This window comes from Streptomyces malachitofuscus (assembly GCF_055571035.1).
Window position 1 is genome coordinate 138,068 of the sequence record NZ_JBVIGA010000010.1, and the last position, 23,785, is coordinate 161,852.

General features: G+C 69.2%; 20 protein-coding genes. 19 read left to right on the forward strand and 1 reads right to left on the reverse strand.

Annotated features, from left to right (window positions below):
* The first annotated feature begins 37 nt into the window (after nucleotides 1–37).
* From ACZ44S_RS16750 to ACZ44S_RS16765, 4 genes are all read left to right on the forward strand, one after another.
* Nucleotides 38–520: a hypothetical protein gene (locus ACZ44S_RS16750; protein WP_466929465.1), complete on the forward strand. Its 483-nt coding sequence runs from the start codon at nucleotides 38–40 to the stop codon at nucleotides 518–520.
* A gap of 30 nt (nucleotides 521–550) precedes the next feature.
* Nucleotides 551–1,453 carry a hypothetical protein gene (locus ACZ44S_RS16755; protein WP_466929468.1) on the forward strand — a complete coding sequence of 301 codons (903 nt, stop codon included), beginning with the start codon at nucleotides 551–553 and terminating at the stop codon, nucleotides 1,451–1,453.
* Between the two features lie 491 nt (nucleotides 1,454–1,944).
* Nucleotides 1,945–5,634 (forward strand): SGNH/GDSL hydrolase family protein, encoded by a 3,690-nt coding sequence (locus ACZ44S_RS16760; protein ID WP_466929470.1) that lies wholly within the window; start codon nucleotides 1,945–1,947, stop codon nucleotides 5,632–5,634.
* A gap of 6 nt (nucleotides 5,635–5,640) precedes the next feature.
* Nucleotides 5,641–6,126, forward strand: coding sequence for a hypothetical protein (locus ACZ44S_RS16765; protein ID WP_466929473.1), 486 nt, complete (start codon nucleotides 5,641–5,643; stop codon nucleotides 6,124–6,126).
* A 150-nt stretch (nucleotides 6,127–6,276) separates the two neighbouring features.
* Here the strand turns inward: ACZ44S_RS16765 and ACZ44S_RS16770 are convergent, their stop codons facing one another.
* The gene (locus ACZ44S_RS16770) at nucleotides 6,277–7,509 is read right to left on the reverse strand and encodes an MFS transporter (RefSeq protein ID WP_466929475.1); all 1,233 of its coding nucleotides are present in this window, start codon (nucleotides 7,507–7,509) and stop codon (nucleotides 6,277–6,279) included.
* A 151-nt stretch (nucleotides 7,510–7,660) separates the two neighbouring features.
* Between ACZ44S_RS16770 and ACZ44S_RS16775 the strand changes: the two genes are divergently transcribed.
* The 15 genes from ACZ44S_RS16775 (at nucleotide 7,661) to ACZ44S_RS16845 (ending at nucleotide 23,734) form a co-directional block, all read left to right on the forward strand.
* Nucleotides 7,661–8,095, forward strand: coding sequence for a VOC family protein (locus ACZ44S_RS16775; RefSeq protein WP_466929477.1), 435 nt, complete (start codon nucleotides 7,661–7,663; stop codon nucleotides 8,093–8,095).
* 84 nt (nucleotides 8,096–8,179) lie between these two features.
* Nucleotides 8,180–8,776 carry a TIGR03086 family metal-binding protein gene (locus ACZ44S_RS16780; protein ID WP_466929480.1) on the forward strand — a complete coding sequence of 199 codons (597 nt, stop codon included), beginning with the start codon at nucleotides 8,180–8,182 and terminating at the stop codon, nucleotides 8,774–8,776.
* Between the two features lie 222 nt (nucleotides 8,777–8,998).
* The gene (locus tag ACZ44S_RS16785) at nucleotides 8,999–9,679 is read left to right on the forward strand and encodes a GntR family transcriptional regulator (protein ID WP_466929483.1); all 681 of its coding nucleotides are present in this window, start codon (nucleotides 8,999–9,001) and stop codon (nucleotides 9,677–9,679) included.
* Nucleotides 9,676–10,584 (forward strand): dihydrodipicolinate synthase family protein, encoded by a 909-nt coding sequence (locus tag ACZ44S_RS16790; protein ID WP_466929486.1) that lies wholly within the window; start codon nucleotides 9,676–9,678, stop codon nucleotides 10,582–10,584. The genes ACZ44S_RS16785 and ACZ44S_RS16790 overlap by 4 nt, the downstream gene beginning before the upstream one ends.
* Nucleotides 10,572–12,302: an L-arabinonate dehydratase gene (gene araD, locus ACZ44S_RS16795; RefSeq protein WP_466929488.1), complete on the forward strand. Its 1,731-nt coding sequence runs from the start codon at nucleotides 10,572–10,574 to the stop codon at nucleotides 12,300–12,302. Before ACZ44S_RS16790 ends, araD begins: the two co-directional genes overlap by 13 nt.
* A 99-nt stretch (nucleotides 12,303–12,401) precedes the next feature.
* A complete protein-coding gene (locus ACZ44S_RS16800; RefSeq protein WP_466929491.1) occupies nucleotides 12,402–13,334 on the forward strand; it encodes a carbohydrate ABC transporter permease in 933 nt (310 codons plus the stop codon).
* Complete coding sequence (locus tag ACZ44S_RS16805) at nucleotides 13,331–14,227, forward strand: carbohydrate ABC transporter permease (RefSeq protein ID WP_466929493.1); 897 nt, start codon at nucleotides 13,331–13,333, stop codon at nucleotides 14,225–14,227. Before ACZ44S_RS16800 ends, ACZ44S_RS16805 begins: the two co-directional genes overlap by 4 nt.
* Nucleotides 14,224–15,390 carry a Gfo/Idh/MocA family protein gene (locus tag ACZ44S_RS16810; protein ID WP_466929495.1) on the forward strand — a complete coding sequence of 389 codons (1,167 nt, stop codon included), beginning with the start codon at nucleotides 14,224–14,226 and terminating at the stop codon, nucleotides 15,388–15,390. The genes ACZ44S_RS16805 and ACZ44S_RS16810 overlap by 4 nt, the downstream gene beginning before the upstream one ends.
* Nucleotides 15,387–16,232: a DUF6807 domain-containing protein gene (locus ACZ44S_RS16815; protein ID WP_466929497.1), complete on the forward strand. Its 846-nt coding sequence runs from the start codon at nucleotides 15,387–15,389 to the stop codon at nucleotides 16,230–16,232. Before ACZ44S_RS16810 ends, ACZ44S_RS16815 begins: the two co-directional genes overlap by 4 nt.
* Nucleotides 16,229–17,767, forward strand: a complete 1,539-nt coding sequence (locus ACZ44S_RS16820; RefSeq protein WP_466929499.1) for a glycoside hydrolase family 43 protein — start codon at nucleotides 16,229–16,231, stop codon at nucleotides 17,765–17,767. Before ACZ44S_RS16815 ends, ACZ44S_RS16820 begins: the two co-directional genes overlap by 4 nt.
* Nucleotides 17,764–19,122, forward strand: coding sequence for an ABC transporter substrate-binding protein (locus tag ACZ44S_RS16825; protein ID WP_466929501.1), 1,359 nt, complete (start codon nucleotides 17,764–17,766; stop codon nucleotides 19,120–19,122). The genes ACZ44S_RS16820 and ACZ44S_RS16825 overlap by 4 nt, the downstream gene beginning before the upstream one ends.
* Before the next feature lie 140 nt (nucleotides 19,123–19,262).
* Nucleotides 19,263–20,060, forward strand: coding sequence for a rhamnogalacturonan acetylesterase (locus tag ACZ44S_RS16830; RefSeq protein ID WP_466929504.1), 798 nt, complete (start codon nucleotides 19,263–19,265; stop codon nucleotides 20,058–20,060).
* A gap of 33 nt (nucleotides 20,061–20,093) precedes the next feature.
* Nucleotides 20,094–21,425 (forward strand): pectate lyase family protein, encoded by a 1,332-nt coding sequence (locus ACZ44S_RS16835; protein WP_466929505.1) that lies wholly within the window; start codon nucleotides 20,094–20,096, stop codon nucleotides 21,423–21,425.
* Nucleotides 21,426–21,503: 78 nt separating this feature from the next.
* Entirely contained in the window at nucleotides 21,504–22,616 is a 1,113-nt protein-coding gene (locus tag ACZ44S_RS16840; RefSeq protein WP_466929508.1) for a pectinesterase family protein, read from the forward strand.
* On the forward strand, nucleotides 22,613–23,734 hold the full coding sequence (locus ACZ44S_RS16845; protein WP_466929510.1) for a dienelactone hydrolase family protein: 1,122 nt from the start codon (nucleotides 22,613–22,615) through the stop codon (nucleotides 23,732–23,734). The genes ACZ44S_RS16840 and ACZ44S_RS16845 overlap by 4 nt, the downstream gene beginning before the upstream one ends.
* The last annotated feature ends 51 nt before the right edge of the window (nucleotides 23,735–23,785 follow it).

The following is a 23,785-nucleotide window of genomic DNA, read 5'->3' on the forward strand; positions in this document are numbered from 1 at the left end:
AGGGTCGCCCGTTGCTGGCCCCGGGGAGGGGAGTGCAATGCGCAAGAGAAGCATCCTGCTGACATTCCTGGCGACGGCGGCGTTGGGCGCCGGGTTCATCACCCCAGCTCAAGCCGTCACATCCGAGGACGCGGCGAGCTTGAATCTTTACAGCAACGAGGCGTGCAAGGAGAACTGGGGGGCGTCCAAATTCAGGATGCACCTTTGGTACAACTCGGGGCAGGGTGGATCTTTCCGAAACATCGGCTACAGCGTGTACGACTTCAATGCTTTGCGCCCTGGTGACGGACACGCTCATGCGTTGACGTTCTGCCGCTTCGGCGCCAGCTCTCCCTGGCCGGGCTCGGGGCAGAGGATCAAGAACAATGCAGCGTCCGGGGAGAACACTCACTCGAAGTACAGCGCGCGGGTCTACTACTACAGCGGCTACAAGAAGCCGTACCAGACCATGGCCCCGTATCAGCATATTGACAGGTTCACAACAGTCTACAACGAGAACGCCTCGTTCGCGTGGCTTTAGCCGTAATTCTGTGAGCAGAAGGAGACTGCCGTGAACATCAGAGGGGTTACCCTCAAGGCCGCGCTGCCGGTAGCAGCCGCTGCAGCCGTGTGCACCGTTGCCGTGATCAGTGCCATGCCTGACGACGGCTCACCGGCTCAAGGGCCGCAGGCGGCCGACGGCCAGGCTGCCACAGTGCCGCCCGCCAAGTCGACTGTCGAGAACCCGAACGACCCGGCCACCTGGCGGTTACCCATCGAGACGTACATGCCGGCCCCGTCCGCCGTCCTGACTGTCACCAATGTCCGGGACAGCCTCATGGATGAGTGCATGGGCACGGCGGGTTTCGATGATTGGGAGCCAGCCCCCGACCTGCCCAATATCGACGGCAGGAGTTTCACCGACGGCCGTTACGGGATCTCCGATGCCGAGCAGGTTGCGAAGTGGGGCTATCACCGCGACCCGGCGTTGATGAAGGCCTACAACGAAGCGATGCTCGAGGGCGCAGTCGATGAATCCGGCGCTCCCGACGAGCAGGTGCGCCAATGCGCTGAACAGGCAGACACAGGGGTGATGGTTGCCCAGACCGATCCGCTGGTCGAGCAGATCGACATCGAAGGCTACAAGGCATCGCTGAACGAACCAGCGGTCAAAGGCGTCTTCGCCAAGTGGTCCTCATGCATGAAGGCAGAGGGCTACACATACGCCACACCGCCGGAAGCGCAAGAGGACCCCAGGTTCACGGATCCCGAGAACATCACCGCGGAAGAGATCACCATCGCTAAAGCCGATCTTGCGTGCCGTGACCGGTACGCAGTGGCCAGGACCTGGTTCGACACCGAGGTGAAGCTGCAGCGTGAGGCGATCGCTCAAAACCAGGACGCCCTGAACGACATCCGCACCGCCAACCAGGCGCAGGCGGCCAAGGCAACCGAACTCGTCAGTAGCCGCTAGCCATCTTTCGCGGTGGCGATCTGCAGTGTCCGCCACCTCCCGACCTTACGGGTCGCCAGGCATAGGTCAACGCCTGGACGTCACTCGCCCTAGGTGGAGGCGGCACCCCGCGACGCTTGACCAGTCCGGCATGGCGTCGGCGGGTGCGGGTGGTCTGCCACGCGGCTGGCAGGGCCGGCCAGGGTGACTTGGCCGTACACCGCAGATTGACGTCCCGTACGAGATTTGCGGCGATTTCACGCCCTGTCTGAAACCCACTGCGTAGGAGGGTGTAGTTGAGCGCGTCCAGATCCACTCGTACGGTGCTGGCAGGTTTCACCGTCGCAGCCGTGCTGACCGGGCTTGTACAGGCTGCTGCTGTCGCTGACAGCAGCAGTCCGAAGTCCTTACCGTCTGCAGCGAGCGACAGTGCTCCTGTCGAGGTCTCCGCGGTCCCTGAACAACAACGTGACCGGTTGCTCGGAGGGGATTGGGAGGATTCAACCGACCGTGTGTGGACCACCAGCTCCGACGCGCTGGGGTTCCACATTCTCACCGCCGACAAAAACGATGGCTATGCATGGAAGACTGCTGCGTCGCTGTCTGAACCTGGCTTCGATGCCGATGCGTGGATCGGCAACGCATGTGTCACTGCCTCAGGGACCCGGGCTGTCGTCGTATATGCCCCGCGAACCTTCACCAACAAGCCGGAGCTCATGACACGCGGCGCGTTCACCGCCGTCGTCGACCTGACCAATGGGAAGGTCACCAAGCTTCCCGTGTACTCGTCTTTGGCTTATTTCTCACCAGGATGTGGCCGAGACGAGACGGCCGTTGTCTCTCAGTTCACCGACGATACGGCTTCAGCACGTACGACACGCTTGCTCACCGTCGACGCCCAGGCTGCCAAGACTGCTGACCCTCTCGTACTCGCCGGCCAGGTAACGTCTGCCATCCCGTACGGAGAGGGGATCGCCGCCGCCGACGGCTACCGCGTCGTCACTATCGATAAACGGGGTAGACGCACCGAGTTGGCCGCCGCCTCTGGGGTACCGTTTCAACTGCGCACGGACCGCGACGGCGGCCTAATCTTCCTGGACCGTGCAGGCGAGGCCCGCAGCAGCGTCAAGCGAGTACTGCGCGGCAAGACTTCCACCCTCGCTACTGGCAGGCTGACAGATTTCGACGTCACTGCGTCGGCGGACGGAACCGTATTCATTACCGGAAATGCGAAGACGGTGCGCTCCCTCCCCGGCGCGGTGAAGAATCCAGGAGTTGCGAAGGAGGCTATCGCTTCCACTCGCGGCCGGGCTCTGATCCACTCCCAGTGGCAGGATGCCAAGAACTCATCGACGGGTGCGACCGATCTGGCAGCTCGGCCGATCGACACCCGCATCCACACTCTGTCAACCGGACGTACTGCCCATCTGACAGCGATGCCGGGAGCTACGCCGCTTTCTGCGAAACACCTCGAACAGGGAACAGGCACCTCGCCGGCCCTCATGACCGGTACCGCCGGAAAGGCCGAGTCGCAGAGTCGTGCTGCTGCCGCATCGCCGACTGACCCGGTCGAAGACGAACGCACCTGTGCGGTACCGCGCGGCAGTCTCACCAAGCAGGCCCTACAGCCGACTCCCCGCCAGGTGGAGTGGGCAGTGAATCAGGCTGTCATCGACGGCCTGTACAAGTGGGTCAGCCGTCCCGCCAACTGGATCGGCACCGGCATGAGTGCCTACACGCCGCAGACTCGCTTCCCTCTTCGGGTGCTGGCCGGCGACTCCAACGGGTACATCGATCGCGAGGACGAGTGGCACATTCCTTCACAGATCATGCTCGGGATCACGGCCCAGGAATCGAACATGTGGCAGGCGACCCGTACCGTCGTGCCAGGCCTGACCGGTAACCCGTTGATCGGCAACTACTACGGCATCAAGTATTCTGCCGACGGTACCCAGGGCGATCCCTGGGCTATCAACTGGGATAAAGTAGATTGCGGCTACGGAATTACCCAGGTAACTGATGGCATGCGCAAGTCTGACACCAGCCTGACGACCGCGCAAAAGGAAGCCGCAGCCCTCGACTACACAGCCAACATCGCTTACGGCGCCGACATCCTTGCTTCGAAATGGAACGAAACCCGTAAGGATGGTTTGATCATCAATGACGGTAAACCGAAGTACATAGAGAACTGGTTCTTCGCGCTGTGGGCCTACAACTCCGGCTACTACTCCAAGTCCGCTGCAGGATCAAACGGCGGGAAATGGGGCGTTGGCTGGACGAACAACCCGGCCAACCCCTTATGGAAGGAGAACCGCACACCCTTCCTCGAAAACGCCGACGGTGCCGACGACTACAGTCACGCCGCCAGCCCGCAGCACTGGCCCTACCAGGAGAAAGTCATAGGCTGGGCCGCTCGACCGATCTCCGCGATGTTCAAGCCCGGAGACATGCAGCCGGGCTACCGTGCCGCCTGGTGGAACAGTAACCGGTACCGCACCACCGCCAAGCCGCCCATCGACTTGTTCTGCACCGAGTCGAACGACTGCGACAACAAAAAGATCAATGAGGGCTCGTCGAACCGGACCGGGCAAGGGCCGTGCACGCTCCCGGGTGACCCGAGTGAAACCGATCCTCTATACCTCAAGTGCTGGTGGCATGAAGCGGCCAAGTGGAAATTCTGTGAATCTGGGCAATGCGGCAACCCCATCCATCGATTCAACAACGCCGATTACCCCGAGCAGCCCAACGAGAACGCCTCCTACCCGCCTCGTTGCTCACCCGGTCTCCCCTCCGGGACGCTCATAGTCGACGACGTACCCAACGGCGTCACCCCAGCTGGACAGCCGGGAAACACGTGCGGTGCTGCAGAATCTGCCGGGACCTTCCGCTTTCAGTTCTCCAACTGGAACGGCACGTATCCTGGCAAGATCGATCTTCACCAGATCGGCGCAGGCTACGGCGATCATTTCTGGTTCACCCACACCCGCCCCGCCGGCACGTCAGACGGTGACCGGCTGAAGACGACCGGTACCTGGACACTCGGACGCACCCTGGACCAGTGGGTCCGTATCATGGTGCACGTGCCAGACCACGGCGCTCACACCCAGCAAGCCCGATACGAAATCGACACCGGAACGGGCGTCTTTACCCGGCACCGCTACATCGGGCAAGAACATGGCTCCAACACCTGGGTGAATCTCGGGGTCTACAAAGTCAGCGGCACCCCACGAGTGCAACTGACCAGCCAGGCTACCGATGGGACCGGGGATGAGGACGTAGCCTGGGACGCCGTCGCCTTCCAGCCGATCGGTTCCAAGCCCAAGCAGGTCGTAGCGGTCCTCGGCGACTCCTACACCTCGGGCGAAGGAGCCGGTGCCTACTCGCCCGAAAGCAACAAGGACTATGACACCGACCGGTGGAACGGATGCCGGCGTAGCAAGAACTCCTGGGCTCGCAAGGCCACCTTGCCAGGCTTCTCCTCGACCGTCGGTGAGCTGACCGACGATCACTCCACCACGCTGGACGTCCAGAACGTCTCCTGCTCCGGCGCCCGCACATGGCAGGTCACCTCTGGAGACCCGAGCAAATGGGGGATGGACGGCAACTTTCACGAAAAGACCCAGATCGACTCAGGGGTCCTCAGTGACGACACCACCTTGGTGGCCCTCACCATCGGTGGCAACGACGCAGGCTTCCCCATGGTCATGCAACAGTGCGCCACCACCGGCTGTCCGGCTGAGGAGGCCGTCAAGAGTGACATCGACACCACCATGCCTGAGATCGAAAACGTCCTGCGGCAGATTCACAGCGAAGCCGGCAACGCCAAGATCGTAATGCTCGGCTACCCCCGGCTGTTCAACGCAAGCTCCCTGACATGCATCAGCGGTATCGGTGGAGCGGGGATGAACAGACTCAACTACTTGGCCGACTACATGACGGCTCAGCAGAAGCAACTAGCCGAGTCACTCAGATCCCGGGGGATCCCTGTCACCTACGAATCACCCGACGGTGACTTCGAAGGCAAGCGCGCCTGTGACTCCCCTGAGGGCATCAACAAGGTGGTCAAAGCCCCTCAAGGCGACGGCGACTTCAACTGCTACGACGTCAACAACTACTGCGTCAGCCGCGAAAGTTATCATCCGAACAACACGGGAACCGCCGCATATGCGGAAGCATTCCGCCGCGCGGTGAGCAAACTGTAGGAAGAGATGTCCATCGAACAGCCAGGAAGGACCGCTCCCTGGGCCAAGGCCCTCGGGGCGGTTCTCCTCGCCCTGCTGGTGCTCATCATCGCCTCGTACGTCAGCGGTAACTCAGAAGAAGCCGATCGCGAGCACTCCGCTTTCGAGGACACCCGTGAAGACGCTCGACGTTTCGCAGAAGCGGTCGCTTCGCGAGACCTCACCGCGCCCATCGACCGGCAGACGATACAAGGGATACTGAACTCGACTGCCCGCAAGGGGGGTGCCCTCTTGTTCACCGTGGAGCCTGCCAACACTGACACACGTGTGATCGTGCAGTTCTCCCGGTCGTATACGCGAGCGTTGCACCTTTTCGGATCGTCCGAGGCTACGGTCCGCCGCTGCTTCACGATCGTTCTGTCCCCGGATGGCCACGCCTCGATCACGGCACACGGTGTCGACGAATCCTGCCGGGACATCGCCCGTTCGTCACGGACCGGACGGCCCGGATGATGCTGCGCGCGATGCCCGAAACCGCCGTGATGGGGCAGAGCCATGCCCCGTCGCGCGGCTCGGACCAGCAGCGACCTGCGCGCCCGCGTGGTGGACACCGTCGCCCGCTTCCTGTCCGAGCACGAGGCGCCCTTCGACGGGGGCGTCATGTCATGAGGGCCCACGGTCGGACGGTGGTCCGGTCATGCCGCGGCCGGTGCCGACCGGGTTCTTGAGCAGCGCCGCCGCCGTCGTCGCCAGCGCTGCCCCGAGTACGGCCAGCAGCAGGCGGTAATCGGCCACTTCGACCAGGGCCGCGCCCGCGGCCAGACCGAGGACGTTCGGGGTGAACACCAGGGTGTTGGCCGTGGCGGTCACCCGGCCCAGCAGCGGTGCCGGGGTCTCGTGCTGCACTGCGGTCAGTGTGGCGATCAGCACGGCCGGCAGGCCCACGCCGATCCCCGCGCTGCACACCCACGCCAGTGGGTCGTGCGGCACCGCGCGCAGCGCCACCGCGACCGCCGGCACGGCGATGCCGTACGCCGCGAAGCGCCGCGGGCCGAAGCGGCGCAGGGCAGGGCCGGACAGCAGGCCGACCGCGATCGAGCCCGCGCCCTGGACGGCGTACAGCACACCGGCGTAGGCGGGGGAGTGGCCCAGGTCCTCCACCACGGCGTAGACCAGCGCCCCGCTGACGCCCGCGCACAGCATCGTGGCGCCGCCCGCCGACACGAGCGGGCGCAGCACCGGGTGCGACCACAGGTGACGGACCCCCTCGGTGGTCTGCTCCCGGCGGCGGCCCGCCGGCGGTGCCGGCCGGTCCTCCCGTACGCGCAGGAACGCGTAGACCGCCGTGGCCAGCAGGAAGGTGGCCGCGTCCAGGGCGGCGACGCCCGCCCCGCCGTACGCCGCGTAGAGCCCCGCGCCGGCCGGCGGGGCCAGCAGCTTCATCCCCTCGTTGGCGGTCATCCGCAGCCCGTTGAAGTCGCCGAGCAGGGAGCGGTCCACGGCGGTGGCGATCAGTGCCGACTCGGCCGCGTCATGGACGGCGCCTGCCGCGCCGTACACGAACAGCACCGCGTACAGCAGCCACAGGCCGTGCGGTGAGTCGACGGTGCACAGGGTGAGCAGCAGCGCCGCCATGAGCAGGCTCGTGCCGATCAGCAGCGGCCGTCGGCGCACCCGGTCGGCGAGCGTCCCCAGCAGCGGCCCGGCCAGGGTCGGCGCCCACATCGCCAGCATGCACAGGGCCGCGAGACCGTCCGAGCCGGTGAGGTCCTTGACCCACACCCCCGAGGCCAGCCACAGCGCGGAGGTGCCGAACCCGGAGATCACCACCCCGGCCAGGCAGAGCCCGGCATTGCGGTCCCGCACCACGCGGACCGCCGTCCATGTCGTCGTCATGCCTGCACATCGTGGTTCTGAGGCGGGACGCCGGGCATCGGGCAGATGCCTCAGGAGGGAGACGGAAGCAGCGGCCGACGGGCGTGCGCGGTACGTCACCCGGACCATGTGAAGGGAACGGACATCCGTGTGGACGGGAAGAGGGGTCCTGATGGAATGGACGCTCGAAGTGATCGTGGTGCCGGTGTCCGACGTGGACCGGGCCAAGGAGTTCTACACCGACCGGTGCGGCTTCCACTGCGACGTCGACGTCTCGCCCTTCGAGGGCGCCCGCTTCGTGCAGCTCACCCCACCCGGCTCGCGGTGTTCCATCGTCCTGGAGGCGGGCCTGCCGCAGTCGCCCGGCCGGCCGAGGACGGCGCCCGGTTCGCTCCAGGGCCTGCAGCTCTGCGTCACGGACATCGAGGCGGCGAGGGACGCGCTCGCGGACCGAGGCGTCGACGCCGGCCCGGTGCGGCACGTGGGGCCGAACGGCTGGGAGGAGGGCCGGGGGACCGAGACCTGGAACTCCTTCCTCTTCTTCCAGGACCCGGACGGCAACGGCTGGGTGGTCCAGGAGGCCCCGAGCCCGCTCGCCGAGCGCTGACGCGCACCGCGTGGCCACCGATGAGTTCCGTCGGCGAACCCGGTCCACCCTTCAGGACCTGAGCTGAGCTGTGAGGAGCCGGACATGACCGACACGAGCACCCTCGATCTCGGACCGCAGACGCGTGTCGTCGCACGTCTCGCCGAGGGGGTGTCCGACGACCGGATGTCCGGCCCGACGCCCTGTCCGGAGCTGGCGGTGCGCAATCTGCTGGGGCACCTGCTCGGACTGGCCGTGGCCTTCCGCGATGCCGCGCGCAAGGACCTCGGTGCCACGACCGACACCAGCCCCGACGCTGCCGTACCGGACATCGGGCCGGGGTGGCGCGAGGAGCTGCCCAAGGTGCTGGACGAGCTGGCCGAGGCGTGGCGGGAGCCGGGCGCCCGCAGCGGGATGACCCGCGCGGGCGGCGTGGACCTTCCGGGCGAGGTCGCGGCCGCCGTCGCCGTGGACGAACTGGTGGTCCACGGCTGGGACCTGGCCCGCGCGACCGGCCAGGAGTACACCCCCGACCCCGCCGCGCTGCGGGCCTCCCACGACTTCCTCCTCGCCGCCGTGGACGAGCCCGGCCGGGACGACATCTTCGGCCCCGTGGTGCCGGTCCCGTCCGCCGCACCGCTGCTCGACCGGACGATCGGCCTGAGCGGAAGGAATCCGGACTGGGCGCCGGAAGGACGCTGACAGGCGCCGCGGGCCGCCCCCGGCGCGCTCAGCGCCCGGGCGGCCGGAGGCGCCCGGCCGGACGCCGGACGTGCCCCCGTGTGACGCGGCGGCACCTTTCTTTGTCAGAGGCATTGACGAAACCCTGAGCCCCTCTTACGGTCATCCGCGTCGTACTTCGTACGTCATATATGAGACGCGATACGCGAGATACGCGAGTCACGCGAGATCCGAGAGGCGCGCATGACCTCTGTGCCCACGCCGATCCCCTCCCGCACGCAGTACGTGCTGGAGGAGATCAAACGCCGCATCCTCACCGGCCGGTTCACGCCGGGCCAGGCCCTGGTCGAGACCGACCTCGCCGCACAGTTCGGGGTGTCCAAGACCCCGGTGCGCGAGGCGCTCAAGACCCTGGCCGGCACCGGTCTGGTGGTGATGAGCCAGTACAAGGGCGTCACGGTGCGCATGGTCGACGCGGACATGGCGCGCGAGGTCTACGACGTGCGCCTGCTCCTCGAACCCGAGGCGCTCAAGCGCGCCGTGCGCCGTGGTGCCTCCCTGGACGCCGCACGCGACGCGCTGACCCGCGCCGACGACGCCACCGACACGGCCGAACGGTCGCTGGCCAACCGCGAGTTCCACCGTGCCCTCTACGTGCCGTGCGGCAACCCGCTGCTCGGCCGGATGCTCGACGAGGTCCGTGACCAGGCCGCCCTCGTCTCGGCCGTCGCCTGGGCCGCCGACCCCTCCTGGGAGCGGGAGGCCGACGAGCACCGGGAGATCCTGCGCCTCGCCCTCGACGGGGACGCGGACGGCGCGGCGCGCGCCCTGCACTCGCACATCGCGTCGTTCGTCCGACGGGCCTTCCCCGAAGCGGACTTCGAGGCGGCCCCGGAAGCCCAGGAAGAGGACGGTCAGGCATGACAACGACGTTCGAGACCCAGCGGGCGGCCCTGGCCGACGTGGTGGCGATCCCGGTGACCCCGTTCGCCGAGGACGGCACCGTCGACCCGGACACCTACCGGGCCCTGCTGCGTCGTCTCCTCGACGGTGGCATCTCGACCCTCACCCCCAACGGCAACACCGGCGAGTTCTACGCCCTGACCCCCGAAGAGCGCCGCCTGGTCACGGAGCTGACCGTCGAGGAGGCCGGCGGCCGCTCGGTGATCCTGGTCGGCGTGGGCCACGACGTGCCCACCGCCGTCGACTCCGCACGCCACGCCCGTGAACTCGGCGCGCAGATGGTGATGGTGCACCAGCCCGTCCACCCCTACGTCTCCCAGAGCGGCTGGGTCGACTACCACCGCGCCATCGCCGACGCCGTGCCCGAACTCGGCGTCGTCCCCTACATACGCAACGGCCAGCTCACCGGCGCCCGGCTCGCCGAGCTCGCGGACAGCTGCCCCAACGTCATCGGCGTCAAGTACGCCGTGCCGGACGCGGCGAGGTTCGCCGCCTTCGCCCGGGACGCGGGCCTGGAGCGGTTCGTGTGGGTGGCGGGGCTCGCCGAGCCGTACGCCCCCTCCTACTTCTCGGCCGGCGCAAGCGGCTTCACCTCCGGGCTGGTCAACGTCGCCCCGTCCGTCTCGCTGAACATGCTCGAGGCGCTGCGTTCCGGCGACTACCCGACCGCCATGAAGGTGTGGGAGCAGATCCGCCGCTTCGAGGAACTGCGCGCCGCCAACGGCTCCGCCAACAACGTCACCGTCGTCAAGGAGGCCCTCGCCTCCCTCGGCCTGTGCCGCCGCGAGGTCCGCCCGCCGAGCAGACCGCTGCCGGAGAGCGAGCGCGCCGAGGTCGCCGCCATCGCCGCCGGGTGGTCCCTGTGAAGTCGCCCGAAGAGCTCCGCAGCCACCAGTGGTACGGCACCGACGGACTGCGCTCCTTCAGCCACCGCGCCCGCACCCGCCAGCTCGGCTATCTGCCCGAGGAGCACCTGGGCAAGCCCGTCATTGCGATCCTCAACACCTGGTCGGACATCAATCCCTGCCACGTCCATCTGCGTGACCGCGCCCAGGCCGTGAAGCGGGGGGTGTGGCAGGCGGGCGGCTTCCCCCTCGAGTTCCCGGTCTCCACCCTCAGCGAGACCTTCCAGAAGCCGACCCCCATGCTCTACCGCAACCTTCTCGCCATGGAGACGGAGGAACTGCTGCGGTCGTACCCGGTCGACGGGGCCGTGCTGATGGGCGGCTGCGACAAGTCCACGCCCGCCCTGCTGATGGGTGCCGCCAGCGCCGACCTGCCCACCGTCTTCGTGCCCGCGGGGCCGATGCTGCCCGGACACTGGCGCGGCGAGACCCTCGGGTCCGGTACCGACATGTGGAAGTACTGGGACGACAAGCGGGCCGGTGTCATCGGTGACTGCGAGATGCAGGAACTGGAGAGCGGCCTGGCCCGCTCGCCCGGTCACTGCATGACGATGGGTACGGCGTCCACACTGACGGCCGCCGCCGAGGCCCTCGGTGTCACCGTGCCGGGCGCCTCCAGTATCCCGGCCGTCGACTCCGGGCACGACCGGATGGCCGCGAAGGCGGGCCTGACGATCGTCGAACTGGTCCACAAGGACCGGAAGCTGAGCGACATCCTCACCGCGGAAGCCTTCGAGGACGCGGTGACGACCGTCCTCGGGCTCGGCGGCTCCACCAACGCCGTCATCCATCTGATCGCCATGGCCGGGCGCGCCGGCGTCAAGCTCACCCTCGACGACTTCGACCGCATCGCACGCACCGTCCCGGTGCTGGCCAACGTACGTCCCGGCGGACAGAAGTACCTGATGGAGGACTTCCACTTCGCGGGCGGACTGCCCGGATTCCTCTCCCGGATACCCGACCTGCTCCACCTCGAGAGGCCCACCGTCTGCCACGACACCCTGCGCGAGCAGATCGCCGGCGCGCAGGTGCACGACGACGACGTCATCCGCACGCGCGACAACCCGGTCGCGGACGAGGGCGGGCTCGCCGTGCTCCGCGGCAACCTCTGCCCGGACGGTGCCGTCATCAAGCACATAGCCGCCGAGCCCCACCTGCTGCGGCACACCGGTCCCGCCGTCGTCTTCGACGACTACAAGGAGATGCAGCGGACCATCAACGACCCGGCGCTGAACATCACCGCCGACAGCGTGCTGGTGCTGCGGGGCGCCGGTCCCAAGGGCGGCCCTGGCATGCCCGAGTACGGGATGCTGCCCCTGCCCGACCACCTGCTCAAGCAGGGCGTGCGGGACATGGTGCGGATCTCCGACGCCCGGATGAGCGGCACGAGTTACGGCGCCTGCGTGCTGCACATCGCCCCGGAGTCGTACGTCGGCGGGCCGCTGGCGCTGGTGCGGACCGGGGACCTGATCACCCTCGACGTCGAGAACCGCACGCTCCGGCTCGACGTGGACGACGAGGAGCTTCAGCGCCGCAGGGAGCGGTGGACGCCGCCGCCCGCGCGTTACGAGCGCGGTTACGGCGCGCTCTACACCGACCAGATCACCCAGGCCGACACCGGCTGCGACTTCGAGTTCCTCGCCCGTCCGGGCACCGTCCAGGACCCCTACGCGGGCTGACCCGCCGTCCGCGGGGCCGAACCTCGCACACCTGCGAAGAAAGCGCTTCCCACGCACACGCACCACACAGCACGACGTACCGAGAAACGGAGAACAGTCATGGCCCAAGCCGCAGCCGTGGCGAAACCGCCCGCGCCACCCCGGCGGCGCCGTGCCTCCGCCACGCCCCGCAGGCTCCCGTACCTGCTGATCGCGCCGGCCGCCCTGCTCATGCTGGGGTTCATCGCGTACCCGGTCCTCAGCGTCTTCTACTACAGCCTGCAGGACTACAACCCCACCAAGCCGTGGCGCAACGGCTTCGCGGGCTTCGACAACTTCACCCGCATCTTCACCGAGGACCCGCTGTTCTGGGACTCCCTCGTCTTCAGCGCCAAGTGGGTCTTCGTCGAGGTCGGACTGCAGCTGCTGTTCGGCCTGGCCCTCGCCCTCATCGTCAACCAGACCTTCGTCGGCCGCGGACTCGGCCGGGCCCTCGTCTTCTCCCCGTGGGCCGTCTCCGGCGTGCTGACCTCCGCGATCTGGGTGCTCCTCTACAACTCCCAGACCGGCATCACCCGTTACCTCGCGGACATGGGGATCGGCGACTACGGCGTCAGCTGGCTGTCGGACACCTCCGCCGTCTTCCCGGCCGCGGTCGTCGCCGACCTGTGGCGCGGTGTCCCCTTCTTCGCGATCCTCATCCTCGCCGACCTCCAGTCCGTCTCGAAGGACCTCTACGAGGCCGCCGAGGTCGACGGCGCGAGCCGCTTCAAGCAGTTCTGGCACATCACGCTGCCGCATCTGAAGGACGCCATCATCCTGTCCACCCTGCTGCGCATGGTGTGGGAGTTCAACAACGTCGACCTGCTCTACACGCTGACCGGCGGCGGACCCGCGGGCGTGACCACGACGCTGCCGCTGTACATCGCCAACACCTCGGTCGACGCCCATGACTTCGGCTACGCGTCGGCCCTCACCACGGTGGCGTTCGTGATCCTGCTCTTCTGCTCGATGGTCTACCTGCGCCTGAGCAAGTTCGGAGGCGAGAAGTGATCACCAAGGAGGCCACCGCGGCCGCCTCCGCCCCCGCGCCCGCCGCCCCCGAGCCGCCGCGGCCGGCGAAGAAGCGCCGGGCCTGGGACGAGGCACCCCGCTGGCAGATCTACCTGCCCCTGGGCGTCTACCTCGTGTTCACCCTCATTCCCTTCTACTGGATCCTGCTCTTCGCGCTGCGCCCGGCCGGTTCGACCTCGCTCGTGCCCTGGCCGATGACCACCGTCCACTTCGAGAAGGTCTGGACGGACCGCAGCTTCGGCACCTTCTTCCAGAACAGCGTGCTGGTCGGCGTCGCCACCCTGATCATGACGACGCTGGTGGCCCTGGCCGGCGGATACGCGCTCGCCCGGTTCGACTTCAAGGTCAAGCGGGCGTTCATGCTGGCCCTGCTCTGCTCCCAGTTCGTGCCCGGCGCCCTGCTCCTGGTCCCGCTGTTCGAGATCTTCGCCGAACTGCAGATGATCAACTCCCTCGGCAGCGTCATCATCGCCGAGACGGTCTTCCAGCTGCCGCTGTCGATGATCCTGATCAGCAACTTCATCAAGAACGTGCCGTACTCGCTGGAGGAGGCCGCCTGGGTCGACGGCTGCAACAGGATGCGGGCCTTCCGCGTGGTCGTCCTGCCGCTGCTGCGGCCCGGTCTGATCGCCGTCGGCTCCTTCGCCTTCGTCCACTCCTGGAACCACTTCCTGTTCGCCCTGATGTTCCTCAACAACCAGGAGAAGCAGACCATCCCGGTCGGCCTCAACACCCTGATGAGCGCGGACAGCGTCGACCTCGGCGCACTCGCCGCGGGCGGCATCATCGCCGCCGTCCCGGTGGTGATCGTGTTCGCCTTCATCCAGAAGTGGCTGATCACCGGCTTCAGCGCGGGGGCGGTGAAGGGATGACATCCCGTACGCCCGTTCCCGTCGTCCTCGCCGGTGCCCGCGGTCACGGCCGCTGGCACGTGGAGAACATCCGCCGGCTCCAGGGGCAAGGAGTCGTACGGCTGGTCGGCGTCTGCGAGCTCACCCCGCTCACCGAGGACGAGTTCGGCGGGGAACTCCCCGAGCAGTCCGCCGACTTCGGCGCGCTGCTCGACTCCACCGGAGCCCGGGTCGCGGTGATCTGCACCCCGATCCCCACCCACACCGACCTCGCCCTCGCGGCGGCCGTGCGGGGTGTGCACGTCCTGCTGGAGAAGCCTCCGGCACCGTCGTACGCCGAGTTCCGCCGGATGGCCGACGGGGTCGCCGCGGCCGGGACCGCCTGCCAGATCGGCTTCCAGTCGCTGGGCTCGCACGCCGTGCCGGCGATCCGAGCCCTGGTCGCCGAGGGCGCCGTCGGCCGGGTGGTGGGCATCGGCGGGGCCGGTGCCTGGGTGCGGCCCGAGGCCTACTTCCGGCGGGCGCCCTGGGCCGGCCGGCGCCGGCTGCACGGCGCCGACGTGGTCGACGGGGCGCTCACCAACCCGCTGGCCCACGCCGTCGCCACCGCTCTCGCGCTCGCCGGCAGCACCCGCGCCGAGGACGTCGCCGGCATCGAGACCGAGCTGCTGCGCGCCAACGACATCGAGTCCGACGACACCTCATGCGTCCGCGTCACCACCGCACAGGGCGGTTCGGTCACCGTCGCCGCGACGCTGTGCGCCGAGCGGGCGGACGAGCCGTACGTCATGGTGCACGGCACCGCCGGCCGGATCACCCTCTGGTACAAGCAGGACCGCGTACTGCTCCAGCGCGCGGACCACGGCCCCGAGGAGCTGCGGTTCGACCGCACCGACCTGCTGGAGAACCTCTGCGCCCATCTCACGGACGGCACCCCGCTGCTGGTCACCCCGGACGACACCGGCGCCTTCATGCGGGTCGTCGAGGCGATCCGCACGGCCCCCGACCCGGTCCCGCTGCCCGCCGGCGCCTGGCACCGCGTCCCTGGCGAGGACCGCCGGGTCGTGCCCGGCATCGACGGTCTCGTCGCGGCCGCCGCCGACACCCTGTCCCTCTACTCCGAGCTGGGCGCCCCCTGGGCGCTGCCCGATCACCACCTGCCGAAAGAGGTGAGTACCCGATGACCGGCGACGACTCCGTGGTGCTGCGCGTCGCGGGCCGGCCCGTCGGCCGGTACGTCACCCGGCCCGAGCTGCCCGCCCGGCTCTCCCCGCGGCCCTACCTGCACCCCGTCACCACCCTGGCCGGCACGGCCGTCACCGAGCTGAGCCCCGCCGACCACACCCACCACCTCGGCGTCGGTGTCGCCGTTCCCGACGTCGAGGGGTTCAACTTCTGGGGCGGACGCACCTACGTCCAGGGCCGGGGCCCGACCGAGCTGGACAACCACGGCTCCCAGCGGCACGCCGCCTACCAGCTGCGCGACCCCGGCGGGTTCGTCGAGGAGCTGCGCTGGATGGCCGCGCCCGGCGAGCTGCTGCGCGAGCGCCGCACGGTCGCCGCCACCCCGCTCACCGACACCGCCTGGGCGCTGGACCTCACCTTCTCCCTCACCAACGTCACCGCCGGCCCGCTGTCCATCGGCAGCCCCGCGACCAACGGCCGCCCCGGCGCCGCCTACGGCGGCTTCTTCTGGCGGGCCCGCAAGGAGGCGACGGCACCGGACGTCTTCACCGTCGGCGCCGAGGGGGAGCACGAGGTTCACGGCAGGCCCGCCGACTGGCTCGCGCTCGCCGGGTCCACCTGGACCCTGGTCTTCGCCGGTGGAACCGGGCCGACCCGGCGCGACCCCTGGTTCGTCCGCACCGCCGAGTATCCGGGCGTCGGCTCGTCCCTCGCCCACGACGCCCGGCTGCCGGTTCCGCCCGGCGAGACCGTCGTCCGCCGGATCGTCACGGTGGTCGCCGACGGCCGCCTCGGCAGGGACGGGGCCGCCGCCCTGGTCCGCAAGGCGGTGAGCCCATGAGCGCCGGGCGGACGGAGTCCACCTACCGCAACCCGGTCCTGAACGCCGACTGGTCGGATCCGGACGTGATCCGTGTCGGCGACGACTTCTACCTGACCGCCTCCAGCTTCGGACGCGTCCCCGGTCTGCCCCTGCTCCACTCCCGCGACCTGGTCGACTGGACCCTCGTCGGCCATGCCCTGGACCGGCTCGAGCCCGAGGCCGAGTTCGCGGTGCCCCGGCACGACTGCGGGGTCTGGGCCCCCGCCCTGCGCCACCACGACGACCGCTTCTGGATCTTCTGGGGCGACCCCGACCAGGGCATCTTCCAGGTCAACGCCCCCCGGATCCGCGGTCCCTGGAGCCGGCCGCACCTGGTGAAGGCCGGCAAGGGACTGATCGACCCCTGCCCGCTGTGGGACGACGAGACCGGCGAGGCCTACCTCGTGCACGCCTGGGCCAAGTCCCGCTCCGGCATCAAGAACCGCCTCACCGGCCACCGGATGCACCCGCACGGCACCGAACTCCTCGACGAGGGCAAGGTGATCGTCGACGGCGACCGCATCCCCGGCTGGTTCACCCTGGAGGGGCCCAAGCTCTACCGGCACGACGGCTGGTTCTGGATCCTCGCCCCCGCCGGGGGAGTGGAGACCGGGTGGCAGGGCGCCTTCCGCTCCCGTGCGTTCTTCGGGCCGTACGAGGAGAAGGTGGTCCTGGAACAGCGGGACACCGACGTCAACGGCCCGCACCAGGGCGGCTGGGTGCGCACCCCCTCGGGGGAGGACTGGTTCCTGCACTTCCAGCAGCGCGGGGCGTACGGCCGTGTCGTGCACCTCCAGCCGATGCGCTGGGACCCGGAGGGCTGGCCGGTGCTCGGGGACGACGGCGCCCCTGTCACGGTGCACCGCCGCCCGGACCTGCCCGCGCAGCCGCCCGCGATGCCCGCCACCGACGACGACTTCCCCGGCGGCCGCCACGGCCGGCAGTGGCAGTGGACCGCCAACCCCCGGGACGGCTGGGCCACCCAGCACTCCGCCGACGGGCTGCGGTTGACCTGCGTACGGTCCGCCGACGCACACGACCTGCGCAGACTGCCCAACGTCCTCACCCAGCGGCTGCCCGGCACACCGTGCACCGTCGAGGTGGAGCTGCGGCTCGACAGCGAGGAGCCCGGGGCACGAGCGGGACTCACGGTCCTCGGGGACGCCTACCGCTGGATCGGGCTCCAGCGGGGCACCGACGGCACGGTGCACCTGGTGCACCGGTTCGCCGAGACGGTCGCGGAGAGGGAACGGGACGCCGCTCACGCGCAGCCGGCTCCCGGCGGCCGGGTCCGGCTGCGCATCGATGTCGACGACGGTGCGCGCTGCCGCTTCTCGTACGACACCGGGGACGGCCTGCGCCCCTCCGGCCAGGTCTTCGCCGCCACGCCCTGGCGCTGGGTCGGTGCCCTGCTCGGCCTGGTCGCCCTGGCGCCCTCCGGCCAGGGACACGCCGGCACCGCCACGTTCACGCAGTTCAGGATCCGTATCCAGAAGAAGAGAGCCGACCAATGAAGATCAGCATTCTCGGAAACAGCACCGGCAGAGGCCGTCGCACATCGGCCGCCGTCGCCCTGGGCGCCGTGCTCGCACTGACCGCCACCGCCTGCGGCGACGACGGCAGCGGCACGGGCGACGGTGCCGAGGGCAGCGGCACGGGCGAGATCATCTTCTGGGACAACAACGGCGGTGTGCGCACCGAGATCTGGAAGCAGATCATCGCCGACTTCGAGAAGGCGAACCCGGACATCGACGTCCAGTACGTCGGCATCGCCTCCACCGAGTACCAGTCCAAGGTCGACACCGCCATCCAGGGCGGGGGTCTGCCGGACGTCGGCGGCATCAGCGCCTCGATGCTCGCGGGCTTCGCCGCCCAGGGCGCCCTCGACCCGCTGGACGACCGGCTCGGCGAGTCGTCCCTCAGCGGCAAGCTCAACAAGGACATGATCGAGTCCCTGCGGGCGGCCGGCGGCGGCGACGACAAGCTGTACTCGGTCCCGACCTCCGCCAACAACGGCGTCCTCTACTACCGCACCGACCTGTTCGAGAAGGCGGGCCTGGAGGAGCCGACCACCTGGGACCGGTTCTACGAGGCCGCGGAGAAGCTCACCGACAAGGGCGCCAACAAGTTCGGCTACACCATCCGCGGTGGTGCCGGCTCCATCGCCCAGGCCCTGGACGCGATGTACGGCCAGTCCGGCATCACCTCCTTCTGGGACTCCACCGGCAAGAAGACCACGGTCAACGACCCGAAGAACGTCCAGGCCCTGGAGAAGTACGCGGGTCTGTTCAAGGAGGTCACCCCCGCCGCCGACCTCAACAACGACTTCACCAAGATGGTCGCGCAGTGGGACTCCGGCGAGATCGGCATGCTGAACCACAACCTCGGTTCCTACCAGGACCATGTGAAGGCCCTCGGCGCCGACAAGTTCCGCGGCATACCGCAGCCGACCGGGCCCGGCGGCAAGCGCGTCCAGGTCTCCAACCCGGTCGACGGCATCGGCATGTTCAAGACCTCCAAGAACAAGGACGCCGCCTGGAAGTTCATCGAGTTCGCCACGTCGGCGCAGTCCAACTCGAAGTTCAACGAGTCGGCGGGGCAGGTGCCGGCGCACCTGGACGCCGCGAAGGACGAGTGGATCGGCAAGGCCGAGCCCACGAAGCTGGCGGCGGACGCGTTGAGCGACGGGTCCACGAGCATCGTGCAGCTGCCGTACTACCTGCCGGACTGGAACACGATCTCCAAGGCGGAGAACGAGCCGAACTTCCAGAAGGTGCTGCTGGGCGACATGAGCGCCAAGGAGTTCCTGGACGGGCTGGCCGAGCAGCTGAACGAGGCGCAGGCGGAGTGGGACGAGCAGATGGGTTGATTGGGTCCGACATCGCCGTGGGGCGGCCTGTCTGCCTGCGGGCCGTCCCCGGTCGATCGCGCTCACGCGGCGGAGCCGCACATCGGTACAGCCCCGCGCCCCTGAGGGGTTTCCCCACCCCTGGCTGAAAGGCAACGCTTGTGTCCATCACGCGCAGACAAATGGCCGCTGCCGGACTCGGTTTCCCTCTCGCTCTCGGTGTGACGGGAACCGCGCGAGCCACCCCGGGGCGACGTTCCCGGACGCTCCACATCGCCGGTGACTCCACTGCCGCACAGAAGTACGCCGACGCCGCGCCCGAGACCGGGTGGGGCATGGCGTTGCCCTTTCTGCTCGGCCGGCCTCTCGAGGTCGCCAACCACGCTGTGAACGGGCGGAGTTCGAAGAGCTTCGTCGACGAGGGACGGCTCGAGGTGATCCTTTCCTCGATACGTGCCGGCGATCTCCTTCTCGTCCAGTTCGCGCACAACGACGAGAAGGCCGCCGATCCCAGCCGTTACACCGAGCCCTGGACGACCTACCAGCGGTATCTGCGGCTGTACGTCGACGGAGCGAGGGCCCGCGGTGCCCGGCCCGTGCTGGCCACCGCCGTGGAGCGGCGGCGGTTCGACGCGGACGGGCGTGCCGTGCCCAGCCACGGGGAGTACCCGGCGGCGATGCGGGCGCTGGCCCGGCAGGAGCGGGTCCCGCTGCTCGACGTCCAGGCGCTGTCGCTCGCGCTGTGGCAGGAGCTCGGGGCCGAGGAGACCAAGAAGTACTTCAACTGGACGGCGACCGAGCAGGACAACACGCACTTCAATCCGCCGGGCGCGATCGCCGTGGCACGGCTGGTCGCCCGGGAGCTGCTGCGCACCCGGGTGCTCGCGCCGCGCGACGTGCGCCGGCTCGACGCGGAGATACCGGAGTCGTGGATCACCTGGCCGGAGGCCGTCGCGTAACACCCCCGGACCATGAAGAAGGAGAGCCGCACCATGAGCACCTATGTATGGCATGGGCATGCCACAGTGAGAGCCGCGTCGCTGGCCGGCTGTGCCGCCCTCGTGCTGGCCCTGACCGGCACCGGCGCCCAGGCCCACTCCCCGTCGCACCACCGTGACCCCGCCCGGCAGACCCTGCCCGCCGGCGACGGCTGGGCCTCGCACGGCACCGGCACCACCGGAGGCGCCGACGCCGACCGTCGGCACGTCCACACCGTGCGCACCTGGGCCGAGTTCAAGGCGGCCCTGGCGGACGGCGGAGACACCCCGAAGATCATCAAGGTGAAGGGGACCATCGACGCGGTCTCCGAGGGGTGCGAGGCGTTCGCCGTGCCCGGCTACGACTTCGACGCCTACCTGGAGGCGTACGCGCCGGAGACCTGGGGCCTGGAGCGGGACCTGAGCGCAGAGCCCGACGACAGCCCGGAAGGGCTGCGCAGGGCGTCCGCCGCCCGGCAGGACGCGGCCGTCAAGGCGGAGGTCCCCTCCAAGACCACGATCATCGGCGTCGGCAGGAACGCCGCCATCAAGGGCGCCAGCCTGCAGATCAAGGGCGTGGACAACGTCATCGTCCGCAACCTCACCCTCGAAAGCCCGGTCGACTGCTTCCCGCAGTGGGACCCGACCGACGGCAGCCGGGGCAACTGGAACTCCGAGTACGACACCGCCGTCGTGTACGGCTCCACCCATGTCTGGCTGGACCACAACACCTTCACCGACGGCGAGCACCCCGACAGCGAGGCCCCGACCCACTTCGGCATGCTCTACCAGCAGCACGACGGCGAGCTGGACATCGTCCGGGGCGCCGACTACGTCACCGCCTCCTGGAACGTCTTCACCGAGCACGACAAGACGATCCTCATCGGCAACAGCGACAGCGAGTCCACCGCCGTCGGCGACCGGGGCAAGCTCAAGGCGACCTTCCACCACAACCTGTTCTCGAACCTGGTCGAGCGCGCACCGCGCGTCCGCTTCGGGCAGGTCGACGTGTACAACAACCACTTCGTGGCGGAGGACGGCTACTCCTACAGCTTTGGCATCGGCAAGGAGTCCCAGCTCGTCGCCGAGCACAATGCCTTCACCCTGGCGAAGGGCATCAGCCCGGCGAAGATCCTCAAGAAGTGGAGCGAGGCACCGGTCACCGCCGCCCACAACGTGGTCAACGGCAGGCGCACGGACCTGATCGCCGTGCACAACGCGGAGATCCCGGCCGAGACCCTCCAGTCCGGCGCCGGCTGGACGCCCACCCTGCGCACCGCGGTCCACCCGGCCCGGGCCGTCCCGTTCCTGGTCGAGCACGGCGCGGGCGCCGGCCGCATCCGCTGACCCTCGACAGCCGGCCGGGGCGGTCCGTCCCCACCACGGACCGCCCCGGCCCGTCCGACGCCCCCAAGGAGCACCCGCATGCCCTCGCCCCTGTCCCGAAGGACCTTCCTGCTCACCGGCGCCACGGCCGGGTCCGCGCTCGCCCTGTCCGCCGCCCCGGCGCAGGCCGGCCGCCGGCCGCGCGGCCCGTTCGGCCGCTACGGCTCACCGTCCGACCGCCTCACCCCGCGGACCCTGTACGTCCACCCGCGCGGCGCCGGTGACTTCACCACCGTCCAGGCCGCCGTGACCGCCGCCACCGGCACCGGACGCACCCTGGTCATCGCGCCCGGCGTCTACCGCGAGACGGTCTCGGTCGACGCCGACCGCACAGGCATGACCTGGCTCGGCGCCTCCGAGAACCCCCGCGACGTGGTGATCGTCTACAACAACGCGGCCGGCACCCCCAGACCGGACGGCTCCGGCACCCACGGCACCTCCGGCTCGGCCACCACCACCCTGCGCCCCGACGGCTTCACCGCCCGGTGGATCACCTTCGCCAACGACTGGCTGCGCACCGACCTCCCCGGCACCAGCGGCACCCAGGCCGTCGCCCTCAAGGTGCAGGGCGACCGCAGCGCCTTCCTCCACTGCCGCTTCCTCGGGCACCAGGACACCCTGTACGCCGACACCCGTTCCCTGGACACCTTCGCCCGCCAGTACTTCGCCCACTGCTACGCCGAGGGCGACGTCGACTTCGTCTTCGGCCGGGCCACCGCCGTCTTCGAGCGCTGCCATTTCCGCACCCTGGTCCGCCCCGACCTCTCGGCCGCCCCCTACGGCTTCGTCTTCGCGCCCTCCACCGCGGGTGCCAACCCCCGCGGCTACCTGGTCGCCCGCAGCAGGATCACCAGCGAGGCGCCCGACGGCCACTACAAGCTCGCCCGCCCCTGGGTGCCCAGCTCCGACACCACCGCCCGCCCCATGCTCACCGTGCGGGAGACCCACCTCTCGGCGGGCATCGACGCCGTCGCGCCCTACGCCGACATGCGCGACGCCCACCCCTGGCAGGAGCAGCGGTTCCGGGAGTACCGCAACACCGGACCGGGCGCCGCGATCACCGTGCCGGAGAACCGGCCCCAGCTCACCCGCGCCGAGGCCGCCGCGCACACCGGGGAGACCTACCTCGGCGACTGGCGGCCCCGCGGATGACCGCCGTACCCGGCCCGCCCGGACTGCTCCAGGCGCTCAGGGACGACCTGGAGTTCCCACTGGCCTGGGGCACCTCGCCGCTCCGCGACTTCGGACAGTGGCGCCGGGCGGCCCGGGCCAGGGTCGGGGAACTGCTCGTCGTGCCCGAGCCGGAGGTGGTCCCGTACGCGCCCGAGTACACGCCCGGACCCGAAGCGGACGGCTACCGGCGGCAGTTGGTGACCCTCTCGCTCACCCGTCACACCCGAACCCGCGGCGCCCTGCTCACCCCGCACGGCACCGGTCCCTTCCCGGCCGTCCTGCTGCTGCACGACCACGGCTCCCGGTTCGACATCGGCAAGGAGAAGTGCGTCCGGCCCTGGTACGACGACACCCGGCTGGCCTCTGCCGAGGAGTGGGCCGGGCGGTACTACGGCGGCCGCTTCACGGGCGACGAACTCGCCCGGCGCGGCCATGTGGTGCTCTGCCTCGACGCGCTCGGCTGGGGTGAACGGGGACCCCTCGCCCACGAGCAGCAGCAGGCGCTGGCGAGCAACCTCTACCACCTCGGCTCCTCCCTCGCCGGACTCCACGCCCGCGAGGACCAGCGGGCCGCCGCCTTCCTGGCGGGACTGGAGGGCGTGGACGCCCGCCGGGTCGCCGCGGTCGGGTTCTCCATGGGCGGCTACCGCGCCTGGCAGGCCGCCGCGCTCGGCGACCACGTCGCGGCGGCGGCGAGCGTGTCCTGGATGACGGGGCTCAAGGAGATGATGGTTCCGGGGAACAACACCCTGCGCGGGCAGTCGGCGTTCCACATGCTGCACCCCGGGCTCGCCCGGTACCTCGACATCCCCGATGTGGCGAGCATGGCCGCGCCGAAGCCGATGCTGTTCTTCGGCGGTGAGCAGGACCACCTGTTCACCGCCGAGGGCGTACGGACCGCCTACGGGAAACTGCGTGCCGTGTGGCGCGGTCTGGGCGCGGCCGACCGGCTCCGCACGGAGACCTGGCCGGGCATCGGGCACTGCTTCCCGCCGCGCATGCAGGACGAGGTGTTCGCGTGGCTGGAGTCGGCCACCGCCGCACCCTCCCGGCAGTGCCCCCGCGTGCACATGTGCGGAAGTTCTGACGGCGCCTGACCCACCGGCATGCGAATCCGTAACACGAACCACACCTGAACGAGGTTCGGC

Excerpts from the sequence above, each read along its gene's own strand:
- ACZ44S_RS16750 (WP_466929465.1), top strand. The coding sequence starts at position 38 with ATGCGCAAGAGAAGCATCCTGCTGACATTCCTGGCGACGGCGGCGTTG.
- ACZ44S_RS16765 (WP_466929473.1), top strand. The coding sequence starts at position 5,641 with ATGTCCATCGAACAGCCAGGAAGGACCGCTCCCTGGGCCAAGGCCCTC.
- ACZ44S_RS16770 (WP_466929475.1), bottom strand. The coding sequence starts at position 7,509 with ATGACGACGACATGGACGGCGGTCCGCGTGGTGCGGGACCGCAATGCC.
- ACZ44S_RS16775 (WP_466929477.1), top strand. The coding sequence starts at position 7,661 with ATGGAATGGACGCTCGAAGTGATCGTGGTGCCGGTGTCCGACGTGGAC.
- ACZ44S_RS16780 (WP_466929480.1), top strand. The coding sequence starts at position 8,180 with ATGACCGACACGAGCACCCTCGATCTCGGACCGCAGACGCGTGTCGTC.
- ACZ44S_RS16785 (WP_466929483.1), top strand. The coding sequence starts at position 8,999 with ATGACCTCTGTGCCCACGCCGATCCCCTCCCGCACGCAGTACGTGCTG.
- ACZ44S_RS16790 (WP_466929486.1), top strand. The coding sequence starts at position 9,676 with ATGACAACGACGTTCGAGACCCAGCGGGCGGCCCTGGCCGACGTGGTG.
- ACZ44S_RS16800 (WP_466929491.1), top strand. The coding sequence starts at position 12,402 with ATGGCCCAAGCCGCAGCCGTGGCGAAACCGCCCGCGCCACCCCGGCGG.
- ACZ44S_RS16810 (WP_466929495.1), top strand. The coding sequence starts at position 14,224 with ATGACATCCCGTACGCCCGTTCCCGTCGTCCTCGCCGGTGCCCGCGGT.
- ACZ44S_RS16815 (WP_466929497.1), top strand. The coding sequence starts at position 15,387 with ATGACCGGCGACGACTCCGTGGTGCTGCGCGTCGCGGGCCGGCCCGTC.
- ACZ44S_RS16820 (WP_466929499.1), top strand. The coding sequence starts at position 16,229 with ATGAGCGCCGGGCGGACGGAGTCCACCTACCGCAACCCGGTCCTGAAC.
- ACZ44S_RS16825 (WP_466929501.1), top strand. The coding sequence starts at position 17,764 with ATGAAGATCAGCATTCTCGGAAACAGCACCGGCAGAGGCCGTCGCACA.
- ACZ44S_RS16835 (WP_466929505.1), top strand. The coding sequence starts at position 20,094 with ATGAGCACCTATGTATGGCATGGGCATGCCACAGTGAGAGCCGCGTCG.
- ACZ44S_RS16840 (WP_466929508.1), top strand. The coding sequence starts at position 21,504 with ATGCCCTCGCCCCTGTCCCGAAGGACCTTCCTGCTCACCGGCGCCACG.
- ACZ44S_RS16845 (WP_466929510.1), top strand. The coding sequence starts at position 22,613 with ATGACCGCCGTACCCGGCCCGCCCGGACTGCTCCAGGCGCTCAGGGAC.